Origin of the sequence: Nonomuraea rhodomycinica (assembly GCF_013363995.1) — a bacterium.
Taxonomy (GTDB): Bacteria; Actinomycetota; Actinomycetes; order Streptosporangiales; family Streptosporangiaceae; genus Nonomuraea; species Nonomuraea rhodomycinica.
In genome coordinates this window covers 408,290-427,032 of sequence record NZ_JABWGO010000001.1, presented here as the reverse complement: position 1 = coordinate 427,032, position 18,743 = coordinate 408,290, and the positions used below count along the sequence as shown (strand labels likewise).

At 74.5% G+C, this 18,743-nt stretch carries 17 protein-coding genes; 9 read left to right on the top strand and 8 right to left on the bottom strand.

Features of this window, described 5'->3' with window-relative positions; genetic code table 11:
• Window positions 1-30: 30 nt before the first annotated feature.
• Window positions 31-1,164: a hypothetical protein gene (locus tag HT134_RS02120; protein WP_312887921.1), complete on the bottom strand. Its 1,134-nt coding sequence runs from the start codon at window positions 1,162-1,164 to the stop codon at window positions 31-33.
• Here HT134_RS02120 and HT134_RS47495 point away from each other — a divergent pair.
• Window positions 1,157-1,756 (top strand): arylamine N-acetyltransferase family protein, encoded by a 600-nt coding sequence (locus tag HT134_RS47495; protein ID WP_312887920.1) that lies wholly within the window; start codon window positions 1,157-1,159, stop codon window positions 1,754-1,756. The genes HT134_RS02120 and HT134_RS47495 overlap by 8 nt on opposite strands.
• A gap of 72 nt (window positions 1,757-1,828) precedes the next feature.
• On the opposite strand, the gene HT134_RS02110 is transcribed toward HT134_RS47495, so the two are convergent.
• Window positions 1,829-2,485, bottom strand: coding sequence for a tetratricopeptide repeat protein (locus HT134_RS02110; RefSeq protein ID WP_175598540.1), 657 nt, complete (start codon window positions 2,483-2,485; stop codon window positions 1,829-1,831).
• 138 nt (window positions 2,486-2,623) lie between these two features.
• Here HT134_RS02110 and HT134_RS02105 point away from each other — a divergent pair, with 138 nt between their 5' ends.
• The 3 genes from HT134_RS02105 to HT134_RS02095 all read left to right on the top strand — a co-directional run bounded on the left by HT134_RS02105 (window position 2,624) and on the right by HT134_RS02095 (window position 8,628).
• The gene (locus tag HT134_RS02105; RefSeq protein WP_175598539.1) at window positions 2,624-3,532 is read left to right on the top strand and encodes a cation diffusion facilitator family transporter; all 909 of its coding nucleotides are present in this window, start codon (window positions 2,624-2,626) and stop codon (window positions 3,530-3,532) included.
• 91 nt (window positions 3,533-3,623) lie between these two features.
• Complete coding sequence (locus HT134_RS02100) at window positions 3,624-5,480, top strand: propionyl-CoA synthetase (protein WP_175598538.1); 1,857 nt, start codon at window positions 3,624-3,626, stop codon at window positions 5,478-5,480.
• 133 nt (window positions 5,481-5,613) lie between these two features.
• Window positions 5,614-8,628, top strand: coding sequence for an NACHT domain-containing protein (locus HT134_RS02095; RefSeq protein ID WP_175598537.1), 3,015 nt, complete (start codon window positions 5,614-5,616; stop codon window positions 8,626-8,628).
• Here HT134_RS02095 and HT134_RS02090 read toward each other — a convergent pair.
• Both HT134_RS02090 and HT134_RS02085 read right to left on the bottom strand, forming a co-directional pair.
• Complete coding sequence (locus tag HT134_RS02090) at window positions 8,625-9,776, bottom strand: sensor histidine kinase (protein ID WP_175598536.1); 1,152 nt, start codon at window positions 9,774-9,776, stop codon at window positions 8,625-8,627. The two genes, HT134_RS02095 and HT134_RS02090, sit on opposite strands and share 4 nt — an antisense overlap.
• The gene (locus tag HT134_RS02085) at window positions 9,773-10,429 is read right to left on the bottom strand and encodes a response regulator transcription factor (RefSeq protein ID WP_175598535.1); all 657 of its coding nucleotides are present in this window, start codon (window positions 10,427-10,429) and stop codon (window positions 9,773-9,775) included. Before HT134_RS02085 ends, HT134_RS02090 begins: the two co-directional genes overlap by 4 nt.
• A 153-nt stretch (window positions 10,430-10,582) precedes the next feature.
• Here HT134_RS02085 and HT134_RS02080 point away from each other — a divergent pair, with 153 nt between their 5' ends.
• On the top strand, window positions 10,583-12,004 hold the full coding sequence (locus tag HT134_RS02080) for a hypothetical protein (RefSeq protein ID WP_246363515.1): 1,422 nt from the start codon (window positions 10,583-10,585) through the stop codon (window positions 12,002-12,004).
• On the opposite strand, the gene HT134_RS02075 is transcribed toward HT134_RS02080, so the two are convergent.
• Window positions 11,988-12,950: a lytic transglycosylase domain-containing protein gene (locus HT134_RS02075; protein ID WP_175598534.1), complete on the bottom strand. Its 963-nt coding sequence runs from the start codon at window positions 12,948-12,950 to the stop codon at window positions 11,988-11,990. The two genes, HT134_RS02080 and HT134_RS02075, sit on opposite strands and share 17 nt — an antisense overlap.
• Before the next feature lie 249 nt (window positions 12,951-13,199).
• On the opposite strand from HT134_RS02075, the gene HT134_RS02070 reads away from it, so the two are divergent.
• On the top strand, window positions 13,200-14,087 hold the full coding sequence (locus HT134_RS02070; RefSeq protein ID WP_312887919.1) for a hypothetical protein: 888 nt from the start codon (window positions 13,200-13,202) through the stop codon (window positions 14,085-14,087).
• 9 nt (window positions 14,088-14,096) lie between these two features.
• Window positions 14,097-15,074 carry a hypothetical protein gene (locus tag HT134_RS02065; RefSeq protein ID WP_246363514.1) on the top strand — a complete coding sequence of 326 codons (978 nt, stop codon included), beginning with the start codon at window positions 14,097-14,099 and terminating at the stop codon, window positions 15,072-15,074.
• A gap of 66 nt (window positions 15,075-15,140) precedes the next feature.
• Here the strand turns inward: HT134_RS02065 and HT134_RS02060 are convergent, their stop codons facing one another.
• Window positions 15,141-16,274 (bottom strand): UDP-N-acetylglucosamine--N-acetylmuramyl-(pentapeptide) pyrophosphoryl-undecaprenol N-acetylglucosamine transferase, encoded by a 1,134-nt coding sequence (locus HT134_RS02060; protein WP_175598533.1) that lies wholly within the window; start codon window positions 16,272-16,274, stop codon window positions 15,141-15,143.
• Window positions 16,275-16,390: 116 nt separating this feature from the next.
• Here HT134_RS02060 and HT134_RS02055 point away from each other — a divergent pair, with 116 nt between their 5' ends.
• On the top strand, window positions 16,391-17,335 hold the full coding sequence (locus HT134_RS02055; protein WP_175598532.1) for a Ppx/GppA family phosphatase: 945 nt from the start codon (window positions 16,391-16,393) through the stop codon (window positions 17,333-17,335).
• A gap of 126 nt (window positions 17,336-17,461) precedes the next feature.
• Window positions 17,462-17,620: a hypothetical protein gene (locus tag HT134_RS02050; protein WP_175598531.1), complete on the top strand. Its 159-nt coding sequence runs from the start codon at window positions 17,462-17,464 to the stop codon at window positions 17,618-17,620.
• A gap of 4 nt (window positions 17,621-17,624) precedes the next feature.
• Here the strand turns inward: HT134_RS02050 and HT134_RS02045 are convergent, their stop codons facing one another.
• Both HT134_RS02045 and HT134_RS46695 read right to left on the bottom strand, forming a co-directional pair.
• Window positions 17,625-18,104, bottom strand: a complete 480-nt coding sequence (locus HT134_RS02045; RefSeq protein ID WP_175598530.1) for an ATP-binding protein — start codon at window positions 18,102-18,104, stop codon at window positions 17,625-17,627.
• Window positions 18,105-18,173: 69 nt separating this feature from the next.
• The gene (locus HT134_RS46695) at window positions 18,174-18,719 is read right to left on the bottom strand and encodes a TetR/AcrR family transcriptional regulator (protein ID WP_281387362.1); all 546 of its coding nucleotides are present in this window, start codon (window positions 18,717-18,719) and stop codon (window positions 18,174-18,176) included.
• Between the last annotated feature and the right edge of the window lie 24 nt (window positions 18,720-18,743).

Below are 18,743 nucleotides of genomic sequence, written 5' to 3'. Positions count from 1 at the left end.
GAGCCCGCCGTCCCCTCCGCGGGACGGGGGCTAGCCGCGGATCGAGGCCAGGCCGTGCAGGCGGCGCAGCGCCTTGCGGGCGGCGGCGGCGACGCGTCGGTCCGGATGGTGGTCGATGAACACCCGGAGCACCTGCGCCGTCCACGGATGGTCACCCAGCGCGAACAGCGTGAGGGTCCCCGCCTGCTCCTCCGCGTCCATGCCCATCGCGATCGAGGCGATCACCTCGTCCGTCTCGCCGCCGAACTCCAGCAGCGTCGCCGCCATGTCCACCAGCGCCCAGGCGATCTCCTCCGGCGTCGAGGGACGCTCGTCCCGGCCCAGCCGGGCCGCGATCACCGCCCCCAGCCGGGGCGTGTCGATGAGCCGGTCGAGCACCCGCCTGCCCTCGTCGCCGAAGTCCGTGGCCAGCAGCTCGACGCCGACGGCCCGGCCCAGCGGGCTCGCAGTGGCGAGCGCGGCGCCCACCTCCTCGGCCGCCTCGCCCCGATCCCTGCCGGCCAGCCAGCCGGTCAGCTCCTCCAGGCGCTCCGGCTCCGGGTACGAGCGCAGGCCCTGCAGCAGCGCGGCGGCGTCGCGCGACGCGAACGACCCCATGACCGGGATGTCCTGGCCGGACGCCTCACTGATCAGCCCTCTGGCCGCCCACGAGCCGAGCGGGCTCAGCGCGGACAGCTCGGCCGGCTCCGGGTCGGCCGGTCCGCTCCCGCCCCTGCGGCCCCGCCCTCGGGGCGCGGCGGGAGGCGGGTCCTGTGCGACCCGCCGTACCAGTCCCAGCGTGCCGAGGACGCCCGGCGGCCCCGACAGCCGCTCGCGGCGCATGAACAGGCGCACGAGGCACAGGAAGACCTGCTCGTCGCGCAGGACGACGTCGCGGCACACCTCCGTCCACGTCGAGAGGACCTGCCGGTCCTCCCCCTCCCGCAGGACCTGGGCCACCCGCTGCCGGAGCGCCTCGTCCAGCAGCTCCTCGTCGCCCGCGGCCCCCGCCTCGCCGACGTCGGAGCCGGAGCCGGAGCCGGAGTCGGTGCCGGGCGCCGGGGCGGTGGCGCGCAGCAGGGCCGTCGTCAAGGGCGTCGCGCGTACCGCCGCCGCCAGCTCGGCCTCGGAGGGCAGCCGCACCGGCGGCTGGAGGGGCAGCGTGTCATCGTCGTTGGTGGCCACGACTCTCATCCTGGCGGACGCGGGCCGTCCCGCGACGGCCCCCCGCCACCTGAGGGCCCGAATCGCCCGACGCGCCGCGGCGGGGCCACGCCGCGCCCCCTCCGCCGAGACGCTGCGCGCCGTCCACCGCGCGCACGTCACCGCCATCCCGTTCGAGAACCTCGACGTCGTCCTCGGCAGGGGCGCCCCCATCGACCTGGAGAGCCTCCAGGACAAGCTGGTCGGCAGGCGCCGCGGCGGCTACTGCCACGAGCACAACCTCCTGTTCGCCGCCGCCCTGGAACGCCTCGGCTTCCGCGTGACCCGCCACCTGGCCCGCATCAGGCTCGGCCGGCTCCACCTGCCGCGCACCCACGCCACCCTCACGGTGGAGACGGAGGAGGGCGGGCGGTGGCTGGCCGACGTGGGGTTCGGGGGCGAGGGACTGGTGGAGCCCCTGCCGTTCCCCGACGGGGCCGCGGCGCGCCTGGGGGGGTGGGAGTGGCGGCTCGGCCGCGACGGCGACTTCTGGGTACTGCGAGACCACCTCGGCATCGAGCTGCCGGAACGGGACGCGGCCGCGCTCCTGCCCCGCCTCACGACCGCCCCCTGACCTCCTCCGGGGCCCGGCCCGCGACACCCGCCCCCGCGGGCAGGGGCCGCCTCCTCAGAGGACGGCGGACGCTCAGGAGGAGGACGCGGCCAGGCGGGCGCGCGCCTCCTCCACCTGACGCAGGATCGCCTCGGCGCCGCTGCCCGCCGCGAGCTCGGCCGCCTCCGCCGCCAGCGCCTCGGCGTCGCCGGGCCGTCCCTCGTCGAGGGCGACGTGGGCGAGCCCCACCAGGTTCGCGGCCACGCCGGGCAGGAACCCCAGCTCCCGGCGCAGCCGCGTCGACTCCTCCAGCCGCTCCCGCGCCACGTCGAGCCGCCCCGCGGCGTGCGCGGCGATGCCCAGGTGGCGCGCCGCGTACGACGCGGTCAGCCGGTCGCCCACGGCGTTCGCCAGCGCGTACGAGCGCTCCAGCAGCGGCAGCGCCGTGTCGTGGTCGTGCCGCACGACCTGGTGGTACGTCCCGAGCCAGAACACCGCCTCAGCCTCGCCGCGCGCGTCGCCCAGCGACCGGTAGAGGCCGCGGGCCCGCAGGAACAGCGGCAGCTCCTCCGCGTCCTCCTCGCCGTCGCGCAGGAAGCGGGCATGGGCGATCCGGCCGCGCGCCAGGGAGAGGCCGGCCTCGACCGCGTCCAGCTCGCGGCCGGCCGCGGCGAGGGCGGCGTCGTCACCGCCGAACACGGCCTCCTCGTAGAGCGCCCTCGCGCGTTCGGTCCACCCCTCGGCACCCATGGCCTCGCCTCCCCGTATCGACCCTCACTCATCGTCCCATCGCTCCAAGGAGATCCCGGCCCGCCGGAAACGCCTCGGCCGCTGGGACGCGCGGGCCGTCGCATGGTAGATCCTCCTCCGCGCGGGTAGTCGGCGACGGTGAGCAAGGACGGATCGGAAGAGGCCACCGTAGCGGCGCTGGCCGCCAACGTCGGGATCGCGGTGTCCAAGTTCGTGGCCTTCTTCTTCACGGGGTCGTCGGCCATGCTGGCCGAGGGCATCCACTCCACCGCGGACTCGGGCAACCAGCTCCTGCTGATGCTGGGGCGCAGACAGTCGGCGCACCGGCCCAGCCGGGCGCACCCCTTCGGCTACGGCGGCGTGCGCTACTTCTACGGCTTCCTGGTCTCCGTGGTGCTGTTCTTCGGCGGCGGCCTGTTCGCCCTGTACGAGGGCTACGAGAAGATCACCCATCCGCATCCGCTGGAGAGCTGGCCGTGGGCCATCGGCGTGCTGCTCGTGGCCATCGTCATGGAGGGCATGTCGCTGCGCACGGCCGTGCGCCACTCCAACCGGGTGCGCGCCGGCCGGTCGTGGGCCCGCTTCGTCAAGGAGGCCAAGGCGCCGGAGCTGCCGGTGGTGCTGCTGGAGGACGCGGCCGCGCTGGCCGGGCTGGCGTTCGCGCTCGTCGGCGTGACGCTGTCGCTCGTCACGGGCAACACCCAGTTCGACGGCATCGGCTCGGTGGCCATCGGCCTGCTGCTGGTCGTCGTGGCTCTCGTCCTGGCGCGCGAGACCAAGAGCATGATCATCGGTGAGGCCGCCTCGCCGGCCGTGCAGGGCGCCATCGAGGACGTCCTGCAGACCGACCCCGCGATCCGGTCCTTCACCGAGCTGCGCACCCTGCACCTCGGGCCGGACGACGTGCTCGTCGCCGCCCGCGTGATCATGCCCGCCGAACAGGACATGGAGGAGGCGTCGCGGGCCCTGGCCGACACCGAGCGGCGCATCCGTGACCGCGTCCCGCACGCCACCACGATCTACCTCCAACCGGCCGTGCCCTCCTGACGTCCCTCCGGTTCCACCGGCCTCACCCGTTCGGGCCCGCCCGCGCGCGGGGCCCTTGCGCCCGGCGCCCGGGCGCTGGTCTGATCGAAGGGTGAGCACCTACGACGCCGTCTACCGGCGCAGCATCGACGACCCCGAGGGTTTCTGGGCGGAGGCCGCTGCGGGCATCGACTGGGACGTGGCGCCCGGGACCGTCCTGCGCGACGGCAGGTGGTTCCCCGACGGCCGGCTCAACACCTGCTTCAACGCCGTGGACCGGCACGTCCTGGCCGGCCACGGCGCGCGCACGGCGCTGATCCACGACAGCCCCGTGACCGGCTCCGTGCTCGCCTACACCTACGCCGAGCTGCTGGAGGAGGTGGCGCGGACCGCCGGGATGCTGCGCGGCCTCGGCGTCGAGGCCGGCGACACCGTGGTGATCTACATGCCGATGGTGCCGGAGGCCGTGATCGCGATGCTGGCCTGCGCGCGCCTCGGCGCGGTCCACTCGGTGGTGTTCGGCGGGTTCGCCGCGGCCGAGCTGGCCGTGCGCATCGACCACGCGCGCCCCGTCGTGGTGCTGTCGGCCTCGTGCGGCATCGAGCCGTCCCGGATCGTGGCGTACAAGCCGCTGCTGGACGCCGCGCTGGAGCAGGCCGGGCACCGCCCCGCGCACTGCGTGATCCTCCAGCGCCCGCAGCAGCCCGCGACCCTCGTCGAGGGCCGCGACCTCGACTGGGCCGACGCGCTGCGCGGCGCGGAGCCGGCCGGGTGCGTCAGCGTCGCAGCGACCGACCCGCTGTACGTGCTCTACACCTCCGGCACCACCGGCGCCCCCAAGGGCGTCGTGCGCGACAACGGCGGCCACGCCGTGGCGCTGCACTGGAGCATGGGCAACGTGTACGGCGTCGCGCCCGGCGAGGTGTTCTGGGCCGCCTCCGACGTCGGCTGGGTCGTCGGGCACTCCTACATCGTCTACGGGCCGCTGCTCAAGGGCTGCACGACCGTGCTGTACGAGGGCAAGCCGGTCGGCACGCCCGACCCGGGGGCGTTCTGGCGGGTGGCGGCCATGCACGACGTGCGGGTGATGTTCACCGCGCCGACCGCCATCCGGGCGATCAAGAAGGAAGATCCCGCCGGAGATTTCACGAAAAAATGGGATTTGTCGGGTCTTCGGTATCTCTTCCTGGCGGGGGAGCGGCTGGACCCCGACACCTACCACTGGGCCGCCGGCCTGCTCGGCGTCCCCGTCATCGACCACTGGTGGCAGACCGAGACCGGCTGGCCGGTCGCCGCCGGCTGCGCGGGGCTCGGCCTGCCGCCCGTCAAGCCCGGCTCGCCCACCAAGCCCGTCCCGGGCTACGACGTGCGCGTCCTCGACCCGGCGGGGCAGGAGTGCCCGCCCGGCGTCGAGGGCGCGATCACCCTCCGGCTGCCGCTGCCGCCCGGCACGCTGCCCACCCTCTACCGCGACGACGCCCGCTTCGCCGCCTCCTACCTGTCCCGCTACCCCGGCCACTACCTGACCGGCGACGGCGGCTACGTCGACGAGGACGGCTACCTGTTCGTCATGGGCCGCATCGACGACGTCATCAACGTCGCCGGCCACCGCCTGTCGACCGGGCAGATGGAGGAGGTCATCGCCGCCCACCCGGACGTGGCCGAGTGCGCCGTGATCGGCGTGGCCGACGAGCTCAAGGGCGAGCTGCCGGTCGGGTTCGTGGTGCTCAAGGCCGGCGCGGACCGTGACCCGGCCGACGTGGAGCGGGAGGTCGTCGCGCTGGTGCGCGAGCGCGTCGGCCCGGTCGCCGCCTTCCGCCGGGCCGTCGTGGTCGGCCGCCTGCCCAAGACCCGCTCCGGCAAGATCCTGCGCGGCACCATGCGCGACATCGCGGCCGGACGGCCCTACCGCACGCCGTCCACGATCGAGGACCCGGCCGCGCTGGAGGAGATCTCCGACGCCCTCTGACCGCGCCCGTGCCGGTCGGCGAGAGGTTCGCCGACGTCTTCGGCACCGCGCGCCCCGGCCGGTCGGCGGCGGGATTCCCGGCGAGCCGGCCTGGAACGCGCCATGATGGGACATCCCCCGCCTCGGAGGCCCCATGACGGACACGCTCAGCTACGCGGACGCCCTGAAGATCCTCGGCTGCAACGAGAACCGGCTGTTCAAGGTGGCCGAGTTCGCCGCCACCGCGGGGCTCACCGGCTGGGCCCTGGCCGGCGGCGCGCAGACGGCGCTCAGCCTGTTCGACCTGAAGAACGACGTCGTGCGCTACGGCGAGGACGTGCTGCGGCGCGTGTCCGGCTGGCGCACGGGCGTCAACCGCTTCACCCGCACCCAGCGGCTGGCCGCCGCCCACGCCGTGGTCGTCGTCTCGGCCTACTTCCGGGCGCTGGACGAGAGCGAGCTCCCCTTCGACCTGCGCCGGCTCCGCCTGGACCGCGGCGTGCAGAGCGCGCTCGCCGCCGGGGGAGCGCCGGCCGACGGGTTCGCGGAGCTGATGGAGCGCCTACTGGCCGCGCGGCTGCCGATGCCCGAGCCGCACCGCCCGTACGCCGAGACGCGACGGGCCGTCGGCGCGGTGTACCGCCGCATGTCCGAGGCCGTCGCCCGGTACGTACGCGGGCTGGCCCTGTGGGACGAGCTGGCGGTGGACGACCGGATCCGCCTGCCCGCGCTGCTCGCCGAGGGCCCGCCGGAGCGGGCGCTGCGCCGCTACGACGACGACTACCGGCTGCTGGCCCTCGACAGCCCGGAGTTCGGGGTCTGGAGCCTGGTGACCGAGACGCAGGCGCTCGGCGCGGGGCTGTCGCGGGTGGCGCGGCTGCTGGCCGAGCTGGCGCCGCCCCGGGCCGGCGACCGGCCGCGCGTCCACCTGCTCCGGCTGGCCGCCAGCGCCCTCGACCAGCCGCTCATGGCCGCCGGCAAGGTCCCCGACGGCATCGCGCTGCCGCTGCTCGGCGAGGGGTACATCAACCCCCGCTGCCGCGTGGCCGAGATGACCCGCGAGGCCAGGCCGGCCGTGCGCGGATGGTGGGAGGGGCAGGCGGAGCTGCCCGACGCCGAGGCGTTCCTCGTCGGCCACCTCACCTCGCTGCGCGCCACGCAGGCGCCGCTCGTCGTGCTCGGCGAGCCCGGCTCGGGCAAGTCGAAGCTGACCGAGGTGCTGGCGGCGCGGCTGGCCAGCTCCGAGTTCCTGCCCATCCGGGTGGCGCTGCGGGACGTGGCCGCCGAGTCGACGGTGACGTCCCAGATCGAGCAGGGCCTGGCCGTCGTCCTCGATGAAGAGGTGAAATATCAGGACTTACTGGAATCAGCGGAGGGCGCGCTGCCCGTCGTCGTCCTCGACGGCTTCGACGAGCTGATCCAGGCCGCCGGGACCGCCCGCTACGACTACCTCGAACAGATCCAGGAGTTCCAGGCGCGGCAGGCCCGGCTCGGCCGCCCGGTCGCGGTCGTCGTCACCAGCCGCACCGTCGTGGCCGACCGGGTCCGCTTCCCGCGCGGCGTGCTCGCCGTCGAGCTGATGCCCTTCGACGACGACCAGGTCCGCGCCTGGCTCGACATCTGGGACCAGACCAACCGCGCCCTGCTCGCCCGGCACGCGCTCAAGCCGCTGCCCGCCGCCGTCGCCCTGGCGCAGGGCGAGCCGGCCCGGCTGCCGCTGCTCCTCCTGCTGCTCGCGCTGTACGACGCGACCGGCAACGCGCTCCAGCGCGGCGGCGGCGAGCTCGGACGCGCGCAGCTCTACGAGTCGCTGATCAAGGACTTCGCCACCCGGGAGGTGCTCAGGGAGCCCGGCGTGCGCGCCCTGCCGGCCGCCCGGCAGCGCCGGCTGGTGGAGCGGGAGCTGGTACGGCTCGGCGCCGTCGCCCTGTCGATGTTCGCCCGGGGCCGCCCCGTGGTCGCCGAGAGCGCCCTCAACCGCGACCTCCCGGCGCTGTGCGGCACGGGGGAGCAGGTGGAGGACGCCTCGGTCAACTGGGCGCAGCAGGTCACCGGCCGCTTCTTCTTCGTGCACCAGAACCAGGCCAGGCCCGCCGACGACCGCGCCCGCAGCTACGAGTTCCTGCACGCCACGTTCGGCGAGTTCCTGGTGGCCTGGCTGGCGGTGTACGCGGTGCGCGACCTGGTCAGGCGGCACGCCCTGGCCGAGGACGAGCTGACCGGCCCGCCGGACGACGACCTGCTGTACGCGATCACGTCGTTCTCCTGCCTCGCCGAGCGGGCCCCGGTGGTGGGCTTCGCCACGGAGCTGCTGCGCGCGCTGCCCGGCCCGGAGCGGTCGCGGGCGGCGGAGGCGCTGGCGGAGCTGGTGCGTGGTGCGCTGTACGAGCGCAAGAGGCGGTTGTTCACGGAGTTCGTCCCGGTACGGCACCCGCTGACGCGGCGGCTGGCGGCGTACTCGGCGAACCTGGTGCTGCTGCTGGTGGCGGTGTCGCCCGAGACGGTGAGCGTCAGGGAGCTGCTGGGGGACGAGGACGACTTCGCGTCGTGGCGCAGCCATGCCCACCTGTGGAAGGGCCAGCTCGAACGCGGCGGATGGCCCGGACTGATGCGGGCCCTGAGGGCGAGCCGTCGCGCGGACGACATCGAGCTCGGCGGGATGCCGGAGTCCGGCCGCGACGTGACCGCGTGGTGGTTCGGGGAGTTCGACCGGCCGCCCGCGCTGCTGCCGGTGCACACGTCGCGGGAGGAGCGTCCGTACTTCCTCGACCTGGCGGCCGACCTGATGGGGGAGGAGGAAGAGGCCGCGCTCGTCCAGAGCGACGGTCGCCTCCGCCCGCTGTCCCTCGTCGTGCGGGACCTGTTCCTGCACGACGGTTCCGGGAGCGTGGAGCGCGTCGCGCTCTACGAGGACCTGGCGTCGGTCTGGAACGAGCTGCCCCAGCCGGGTTTCCACCTCGATGTGCTGATCCGCGCCCTCACCCTGGACACCGGGCTGCCCTTCGACGAGCGGGCCCGCATCGTCACAGCGCTCGCGGGCACGGGAGCCGGGGATCACCGGCTGCGCCCGCTCGTCGAGTCCATGATCTTCGAGCGGACCGACAGCCTCGACCTCCTGGCCGCGGCCGGTGTCCCCGGCGACCTCCTCCGCGACCCGAACCGCCCCTAGGAGGCCGCCGCCGGCAGCTCCACCGTGATCGTCAGGCCGCCCTCGTCGCGCGGCCGGGCCACCACCGTCCCGCCGTGCGCCTCCGTGATGACCCGGACGATCGACAGCCCCAGCCCGCTGCCCCGGTCGGAGCGCAGCCGGTCGCCGTGCAGCCGCCGGAACGGCTCGAAGATCGTCTCGATCTCGTACGGCGGCACCTGGAGGCCGGTGTTGGCCACCACGAGCTCCACCTGCTCGGCCCGCTGCCGCGTCGTCACCCAGACCTCGCCCTTGGGGTGGTTGTGCCGGATGGCGTTCTCCACGAGGTTCTGCACCAGCCGCTCCACCAGCACCGCCTCGCCCGTGGTCGGCGCGGCGTCGAGCAGCCGGTGGATGGTCACCTCCCGCTCGGCCGCCTCGTCGGCCGCCAGGTCGAGCACGTGCTCGGCCACGTCCGTCAGGTCGAACGGCCGCCGGTCCAGCACCGCCTGCTCGCCCTCGGCCAGCGCCAGCAGCCCGTCGATGAGCCGTTCGTGGCGGGCGTTGACGAGCAGCAGCGACTCGCCGAGCCGCTTGACGTCGTCGGTGGCGTCGGGGCGGCGCACCGCCACATCCACCAGCGTCCGGTTGATGGTCAGCGGGGTGCGCAGCTCGTGCGAGGCGTTGGCGACGAAGCGCCGCTGGCCGTCGAAGGAGCGGGCCAGCCGGCCGAGCATGGTGTCGTAGCTGTCGGTCAGCTCCTTGAGCTCGTCGTGCGGCCCGTCGTAGGCGATGCGCTCGGTCAGGTCGTGGTTCTGCGCGACCCGCCGGGTGGTCTCGGTGACGTCGCTGAGGGGCCGCAGCACCCAGCCGGCGGCGCGCCATCCGGCGCCGAAGGCGAGGATCGCGGCGGCGAGCACGGCGATCCCGCCGACCGTGCGCACGTTAGCCAGCGTGTCGCGCTCGTAGACGGCGCGGACCTGCATGACGCGCTCGCGGGCCACCTCGTAGTACAGGTCACCGCGGCCGATCGTCCAGTGGTCCCGAGTATTGATGTAGCGCGGTGTGACCAGCCCGCTGCGGTACTGCAGGCTGTGCCGCACCGTCAGGTACACGCCCGCGACCACCAGCGTGCCGAGAACGGCCGTGACGACGGCCGAGGCCACGGCGAAGCGCATGCGCATGCTCATGGGATGCGGTACCCCGATCCCGGCACGGTCTCGATGACCTGCGGCTCGCCGAGCTTCTTGCGCAGCTTCATCATCGTCGTGCGCACGGTGTTGGTGAACGGGTCGATGTTCTCGTCCCACACCTTCTCCAGCAGCTCCTCGGCGGACACGACGGCCCCCCGCGCGCGCAGCAGCTCCGCCAGCACCCCGAACTCCTTGCGCGCCAGCGGCACGTACCGGCCCCCGCGGAAGACCTGCCGGTGCGCCCAGTCCAGGCGCACGCCGGCCCGCTCCAGCATCGGCGGGTCGGCCCTGCGGGCGCGGCGGCCGAGCGCGTGCACCCGCGCCACCAGCTCCTCGAACGCGAACGGCTTGGGCAGGTAGTCGTCGGCGCCCAGTGACAGTCCCGCCACGCGCGAGCGCACGTCGCCCGCGGCGGTCAGCATGAGCACCCGCACCAGCCGGCCCTCCTCGACCACGCGCGCGCAGACGTCGTCGCCGTGCACGACCGGGAGGTCACGGTCGAGGATGAGCACGTCGTAGTCGTGCACGCCGAGCCGCTCCAGCGCGGCGTCCCCGTCGTAGGCGACGTCCACGGCCAGCGCCTCGCCGCGTAACCCCTCCGCGATCGAGTCGGCGAGCATCCGCTCGTCCTCGGCGATCAGAACACGCATTCAGCCCCCATATGACACGAAAACCCCGGCAGTATGCCCGGGACGGGATAACGCGGGCATAACCGAATGTGGTGATCCTCACGTTAGCGCCCACCCGCTGGACTGCGTCCCCTACGGCCGGATCCGCCCGGTCCGTCCCGGGGGAGGCCCTCCATGGCGACCGCGTTCGCGGCGTCCGTCCGTTCGCGCGCGCGAACGGACGGCGGCAGACGGTCCGGAGGGCGCCTGCGCGGGCACCTGGTCCTCGGGATCGCGCTCGTGCCCGCCGTCGCGCTCCGCGTGCTCGTCATGCTGGGCTACGACACCGCGCAGCTCTACTGGTACGACTCGTTCACGTACCTGGACACGGCCGTCCACCTGCGCCCGCAGGGCGCCTTCCACCCGGCCGGGTACTCCTGGTTCCTGTGGCTGCTGCGGCCCTTCCACAGCGTCGAGCTGGTCGCCGGGGCGCAGCACGCGATGGGGCTCGGCGTCGGGGTGATGATCTACGCGCTGCTGCGCCGCCGGTCGCTGCCCGGCTGGGGCGCCACGCTGGCCGCCGCGCCTGTGCTGTTCGACCCGTCGTTCCTGCGGCTGGAGCACGCGATCCTCTCCGACCTTCAGGTGATCTTCCTGGTGGTGGCGGCGCTGCTCGTGGTGATGTGGCGCGAGGAGGTCTCCACGCGCGCCGCCGCGCTGTCCGGCCTGCTCCTCGCGCTGGCCGGGCTCACCCGGACCGCCGCCGCCCCGCTGGTCGGCCTGCTGGTCCTCCACCTCCTGCTCCGGCGGGCCGGGTGGCGGCGCGTGGCCGCCGCGGCCGTCGCCGGCGCCCTGCCGCTGCTGGGCTACGCCGGCTGGTACGCCCAGCACCACGGCAGGTTCGCGCTCAGCGGCTCCGACGGGGTCGCCCTGTGGGCCCGCACGATGACCTTCGCCGACTGCTCGGTGATCCGGCCGCCCGCGGACGAGGCCGCGCTCTGCCCGAACGGCACCGTGGCCGACGCCGCCTCCGAGTACGTGTGGGCCCCCGGCGCGTCGCTGAACCTGCTGCCCGGCGGCCGGTTCGCCCACAACGACCTGGCCCGCTCCTTCGCCCTGCGGGCCATCGCCGCCCAGCCGCTGGACTACCTGCGCGAGGTGGCCCGCGACACCGCGCTCGCCTTCACCTGGGAGCCCGTGCGACACCCCAGGCGGGTGAGCCCGACGACGTCGTTCCCGCGCGGCTCCTGGCCGCTGCCCGAGGAGCAGCCGCTCGTCGGCGAGGTGCGCCGGGAGTACGACCCGGGCATCCGCGGCATGAGCTCGGTGGAGCCGTACGCCTCGGTGCTGGCCGCCTACCGCTACCCGTGGTTCCTGCACGGCACGGTCTTCGGCGTGGTCCTGCTGGCCGGCGGCCTCGGCTCGGTGGGGCGCCGCCGGCCGGCGCTGCTGCCCTGGGCGTTCGCGGTGTTCCTGCTCGTCGCGCCGGTGGCCGCGCTCGACTTCGACCACCGGTACGTGCTGCCCGCCATCCCGGTGGCCTGCCTCGCCGCCGCCCTGGCGGCGGTCCGGCCCCCGGGTGCGGTGGACCCGGCCGCGGTCAGCGGGGACCGGTGAGGCGCACGTCGCCCTTCGCCGACAGCACGAACACCTGCCAGTTGTAGTAGGCGTAGAAGCTGCGCGGGTCACGCCGCATCTGCCGGGCGTGCGCCTGGACGGCGTCCACGTAGTGGTCGGAGTGGTTGTAGGCGTACAGCGCGCGCCGGTAGTCGCCGGGCGCGCCGGACGCCTTGAGGTAGTTGGCCGCCCCGAGGATCGCGTCCCGCGCGTCATGCACGTCGCCGCCCAGCCCGTACTGCCGCCACGTGGCCGGCATGAACTGCATGGGCCCCTGCGCCCCCGCCGAGCTGGACGAGGTGACCCGGCCGAACTTCGTCTCCACGAGCATGACGGCCGCCAGCACCTCCCAGTCCACCCCGAACCGCTTCTCGGCCCGCGTCATGTAGCCGCGCAGCCGTTCGGCGGGCAGCGGCTCGGCCAGGCGCATCTGCTTGCGCCGGGCGGCGCTGATGGGGCGGGCCAGCGACAGGAGGCGGCCCACGGCCGTGGCGTTGTCGCGGGCCTCGGCCGCCAGCCGCGCCGGCAGCCGCTCGGCCGTGCGCCGCGTCAGCGCCGCGTCGCGGGCCAGCACCCGGTAGATGCGCTGCTGGTGCAGGGAGAGCAGCACCACGTCCTCGGGCGGGCTCTGCTGGCCGCCCTTGGTCCAGCGGTCGATCGCCGCGTACAGGGCGGTGGTCGTCGTGCGCAGGGCGGCGGCCAGCTCGGCCGGGTCGGACGGGATGGGCGCGTCGGGCGCGGGCACGCCGGCGCCCGCGGCGGGCCGCTCCTCCGCGCCGTCCCCGCCCGAGCCGGGGGCCTTCGCGGCGGGCGTGGCACCGGCGGCGGCCCGCGAGGCGGCGACCCCGGACGGCGGGGGCGTGGCCGCCGCTCCGTCGGCCACGCCCCCGCAGCCGGCGAGGAGGAGGGCGAGCGGTGCGGCGATCATGACGTGCGCGGATCTCATGACGTCCTACCGTAGCCGGGATGATCGGCGGGCGCGCCGCGACACGGGGAGCACGGCGTTCGCCCGGGAAAGGCGCGCGCGGTGACGCGCCGGAGGCGGGCGCCGCGCCGCTGAAGGGTGGGGTGCCCGGGCGGGATGTGGCGCCGGGGTGCGGCTGGACTGTCCTTCGCGAGGCTGACATACGGGCGGAATGTTCCGTAGTATCCGGACATCACGAGCGTTGGGGGCGCCAGGGTGCCAGGGCAGAGCGTGGGTGTGGTAGTCGAACCGGGAGTACCCCCGGAGATCGCCGGAATGCTGCGCGCCAACGCCCCCCTGCTGGCCCGGATCAGGGCGGGCTGGGTGCCGCCCGCCTCCACGCCCGCGCCGCGCCGGCGCAGCCCGTCCGGCGTCGCGCTGCTGGCCGCCACCCCCGTGGTGCTCGCCCTCATGGCCGTCCTGCTCGAATCGCCCGCGGCGCCCGCCGGCTTCGTGCTGCTCGGCTCGTTCATGCTGGTCGTGCTCGTCAAGACCAGCACGCTCGGCGAGATACCGGAGACCGACCGGCCGTACGAGCGCACCGTCTACGAGCAGGCGCGCCTGTACGACGGCCGCTTCCTGCTGCCGGACGACTTCGACGAGCAGGCCCGCGCCGTGCTCCTGCGCGGCCAGCGCGCCATCGGCGGCGTCCTGCGCTCCCACGTCAACGCCGAGGGCCTGCTCGACGGCGCCCGCAACGCGGTGATGCTGCCCGAGCAGGAGTGGGAGATCGCCCGGCTGCTGGCCAAGCTGTCGGCGCTGCGCGCCGACCACCGGGAGCTGCTGCGCCGGGGCGTCGCCCCCGAGGTGGCGGCGGTGATCGAACCGCTGGAACGCGCGCTGGCCACCAGCGAGGCCGCCGTGGTGGCGCGCGTGGAGGCGCTGGAACGTTACGCCGGCCACGTCGCCGACGCCGAGCGCGCCTACCACGCGCGCGAGCAGATCGAGGAGCTGCGGGCGCGCCTGCCCCGCTACGAGGAGCTGCTGGCCGAGTCGGGCGCCGACGGGCTGTCCGTGCCGGAGCTGGAACGGCTCGCCGAGGACGCCGACCAGCTCGAACGCGTCTTACGCCGCAGCGTCAGCTCCGCCCACGAGGCGTTCCGCTACCTCGAAGGCTGACCCGCCCGGATGACGACAGCCGACGACCGTGCCCACGGACCCGCCGACCTGCCGTCCCCCGGGACCGGTGAGGCGGTCGGCCGCCGGACGGAGGTGGTGGTCGACCCGGCGGTGGACCGCGAGAGCGCCGAGCTGCTGCGCACCCATCCCCGCCTGCTGGCCCTGCTGCGCGAGGGCTGGACGCCCGAGGGCGGCCGCCGCTCCACCGTCCTGAGCGCCGCCGCGCGTCCCGCCGCCACCGCCCTGGCCCTGGCCGCCGTCGCCGCCGGCCTGGACCTCTTCCTGTCCGAGCGCTACACGGCCTTCGCCGTCGTCATGTCCAGCGCCGCGCTGCTCATCGTCGGCGTGCTGCTCAAGCCCCGCCCCGACGCGCGGGCCGAGCGGCGCCGCGCCGAGGAGCTGCAGGTGTACGAGACCGCCCGCCGGCACGAGGGGCGCTACATGCTGCGCGACCGGCTCGACGGGCCCGCCCGCGCTCTCATGGACCGCACGCACGCGGCGGTCGCCTCGGTCATGGGCTCGCGCGTCAACGCCGAGGGGCTGCTGGACGGCGTCCGCAACGCGGTGATGCTGCCCGAGCAGGAGTGGGAGATCGCCCGGCTGCTGGCCAAGCTGTCGGAGCTGCGCGCCGAGCACGAGGAGGTGCTCGCGGAGGGCGTGACGCCGGAGGTGGCCGCCGTGGCCGAGCCGCTCGGCCGCGCCCTGGCCGGCAGCGAGGCCGCCGTGGTGGCGCGGGTGGAGGCACTGGAGCGCTACGCGGGCCACGTCGCCGACGCCGAGCGCGCGCACCGGGCCCGCGGCCAGATCGAGCGGCTCGGCGCCACGCTGCCGCGCTACGAGGAGCTGCTGGCCGAGTCGGGCGCCGCCGGCCCGGCCGTGCCGGAGCTGGGCCGGCTGGCCGAGGACGCCGGCCGGCTCGAACAGGCGTTGCGCGACAGCGTCCGCGCCGCCCGCGAGACCCTGCGCCCGCTCACCCCGGACCCCTGACCCCGTCTCCGGCGCTCGGCCCCGGCACCCGGCCCCGGCACCCGGCACCCGGCACCCGAGAAGAGCTCAGCCGTGCCAGTGGGCCGTCTCCAGCAGCACGTCGCACAGCGCCTCCGCCGCGTCCACGCGGCCCGCCTTGCGCGCCGCCTCGGCCATCGCCGCACGCAGCTCCGGGTCGGCCAGCAGCGGCATCAGCTCGGCCAGCAGCATGTCGGCCGTCGGGTGCGGCTCCAGCAGCGCCCGCGCGGCGCCCGCCGACACGAGGTAACCGGCGTTCTTGCGCTGCTCGTCGCCGCCCGTCGGGATGAGCGGGATCAGCACCGACGGCTTGCCGATCGCCGTCAGCTCCGACACCGTGCCGGCGCCGCTGCGCGCGATCACCACGTCGGCCGCGGCGAACAGGTCGGCCAGCTCCGAGCCCACGTACGGCACCGGGTGGTAGCGCTCGGCCAGCTCCGGCGGCAGCGCGACGGCCCGCATCTGCTCGATCCAGGCCGGACCGCACTGGTGCACGACCTGCGCGTGCGGCAGCAGCCGGGGCAGGATCTCCGCGAGCAGCGTGTTGATCTGCTTGCTGCCCTGCGCGCCGCCCGTCACGTAGATCAGCGGCACCTCGAACGTCAATCCGAACAGGTCGTAGGCGGCGGCCCGGTTGCCCTGCAGCAGCTCCGGCCGGATCGGGTTGCCGGTCACCACGGCCCGGTCCCGCACCGAGGCCGGCAGGTACTGCAGCGACGACTCGTGCGACAGCGCGATCCGGGTCGCCAGGCGGGCCAGGATCCGGTTGGCCAGCCCCACCACCGTGGTCTGCTCGTGCATGACGAGCGGCCGGCGGATCAGCTTGGCCGCCACGCCGATGGGCACCGCCACGTACCCCCCGGTCGACAGCACCACGTCGGGCAGGAAGCGGGCGGCGTGCCCGATCGCCTGGGCGACGCCCACCGGGATGCGGAACACGTCGGCGATGTTGGTGCCGAGCTCGCGCAGGTTGGGCCGGCGGCGCAGCTTGCCCGTGGTGATCGCCTTGAACGGGATGCCGTGCTCGGCCGTGATCCTGGCCTCCAGCCCGTTGGCGGTGCCCACCCAGAGCACGTCGTGCGGCACCTGACGCCGTCGCACGGCCGTCAGGGTGGTCAGAGCCGGATACGTGTGACCTCCGGTGCCGCCGCCGGTGATCAGCAGTCGCAGGGTTCGAGACATGCGATCAGCGTATGGCCGGGACGGGGGGAACCCGTACTCCTGCCCCCGCGCGGCGGCGGTCGGGGCCCGCGGGGGTGGCGTCGCCGCGCGCGCCGCAGGCCGGTAGCGTCATGGACATGCGACTCGGCGTGCTGGACATCGGCTCGAACACCGTTCATTTACTCGTCGTCGACGCCCATCTGGGCGCCCGGCCCATCCCCGCGTACTCCCACAAGGAGGAGCTGCGCCTGACCGAGTACCTGGACACGCGCAACGAGCTGTCCGCCGAGGGCATCGAGCGGCTCGGCGCGTTCGTCGAGGAGGCCCTGCGGCTGGCCGAGGACAAGGGCGTCGAGGACTTCCTGGCGTTCGCGACGTCGGCGGTGCGGGAGGCGGCCAACGGCGAGCAGGTGCTGGCCCGGATCGACGAGCGCTGCGGCGTCGACATCGACGTGCTGTCCGGCCGCGACGAGGCCAGGCTGACGTTCCTGGCCGTGCGGCGCTGGTTCGGCTGGTCGGCCGGGCGGCTGCTGGTCTTCGACATCGGCGGCGGGTCGCTGGAGATCGCCGCGGGCGTGGACGAGGAGCCGGACGTGGCCGTGTCGCTGCCGCTGGGCGCGGGCCGGCTGACGCGCGACTGGTTCACCGCCGACCCGCCGCCCCCGGACGAGGTGCGGGCGCTGCGCCGGCACGTGCGCGCCGAGATCGCCCGCACGGTCCGCGACGTGGTGCGGCACGGCGAGTCCACCTGCGCGGTGGCCACCTCCAAGACGTTCAAGCAGCTCGCCAGGGTCGCGGGGGCGGCGCCGTCGAGCGAGGGGGTCTACGCCTCGCGCTCGCTGACGCGCCAGGATGTGGCCCACTGGGCGGGGAAGCTGACCACCATGGACACGGCCACGCGGGCCGCGCTGCCCGGCGTGTCGCCGGGGCGGGCGGCGCAGCTCGCCGCCGGCGCCCTGGTCGCCGACGCGGCGATGGACCTGTTCGAGGTCGAGCGCCTGGAGGTGTGCCCCTGGGCGCTGCGCGAGGGCGTCATCCTGCGCCGCCTGGACCAGCTGCCCAGCCAGACCCCGCCCGTCTGACCGGTCGGGGGCGCCGGGGGGCACGCTCGCGCGGGGACCAGGCGCAGGGAACACTCGCCGGCAAGTCAGCCCGATCTATCCCTCGGTGGAGGCATAGCCGTCAGGTGATGGGGAAAGTCTGGCCGAATGTTGGCACTACTCGGCGCGATCGCCTCCCTGGCGATCACCTTCTCCCTCGTGTTCCTGGCGGTCCTGCTCATCTCGGTGGTGGTCCTCGTGACCCTCGGCCTCATGGCCGGCCTGACAGCCAGACCGTTGTCGGTGCCGGCCGTCAGGACCCCGTAACCGCTCAGACCCCGTCGTCCGCGCCGCGCGCGGTGTGGTGGGCGGCGAACGCCCGGTCGTTCATGAGCGGCCGGGCCGCCGCCTCGGGGGCGAAGCGCAGCCGCTTCTCCAGGCACACCACGGCGCCGTTCTCGCGGCGGTTGGTGAAGCGGACGTCGTCGGCGAGCGCCCGCATGATCTGCAGCCCGCGGCCGTGCTCGGCGGTGTCGGCCGCGGGGCCCACCGAGCGGGCGTCGAACCCGCGGCCGGTGTCGATGACCTTGATCGTGCACAGGTCGTCGAGGACGCCCGCGCTGACCGTGTACTCGTCGCTGGGTCCCGCGTGCCGGATGACGTTCGAGCACGCCTCGCTGAGCATGAGCTCGATGTCGTCACGGATCTGCGGCACGACGCCCAGAGTCTTGAGGGTGGCCTCGAGAATCTGCCTGATCAGGGGGACGCTGGCCGCATCTCTGGGCAATCGGAGCGCGATCGTGGCCTCCACTGCTTTCCTCCCCGGATGGATGCGTTGCGTGATCGGAGACCTGCCCGCGATCGCCCGTCCCAATCGTCTCTACGGCTCCAGGAGCCGGAGCGCGACCTCCAGGGACGCCTCCATCACCTCGTCCTCCGACACCGACTCCTCGTGCGGCATCCACTTGCCCGCGTGCAGCGCGAACAGCGCCATGGAGCGGCCGATGCGCAGCGCCAGCGGGTCCTCCGGGGCGCTCATCTCGTTGACGAGCTCCAGCATCGCCTCGCGCATGCGCACGATCTTCGGATGGTCGCGCAGCGCCGTCTGGTTGCGCTCCATGAAGCGCGCGACCTCCATGTACCGCGGCCGGCGCAGCGCCTCGGCGTAGCGCAGCACGACCGCGCGCCGCGTCTCGGGGCTCTTCGGCTGCGCCCTGACCCACTCCAGCAGCTCCTCGATCTCGGCGACGCGCAGGTCGGCGAGGCTGGCGACGATGTCGTCCTTGGTCTTGAAGTGGTAGTAGAGCGCGGCCTTCGTCACGCCGAGCTCCTCGGCGATCTCTCTCAGGGAGGTCGCCTCGTAGCCCTGCTCCGTGAACAGCCTGAGAGCGATCTCCTGGATACGCGTCCGGGTGTCTTCCCGCAATGTGCACCTTTTCGACTTGACGAC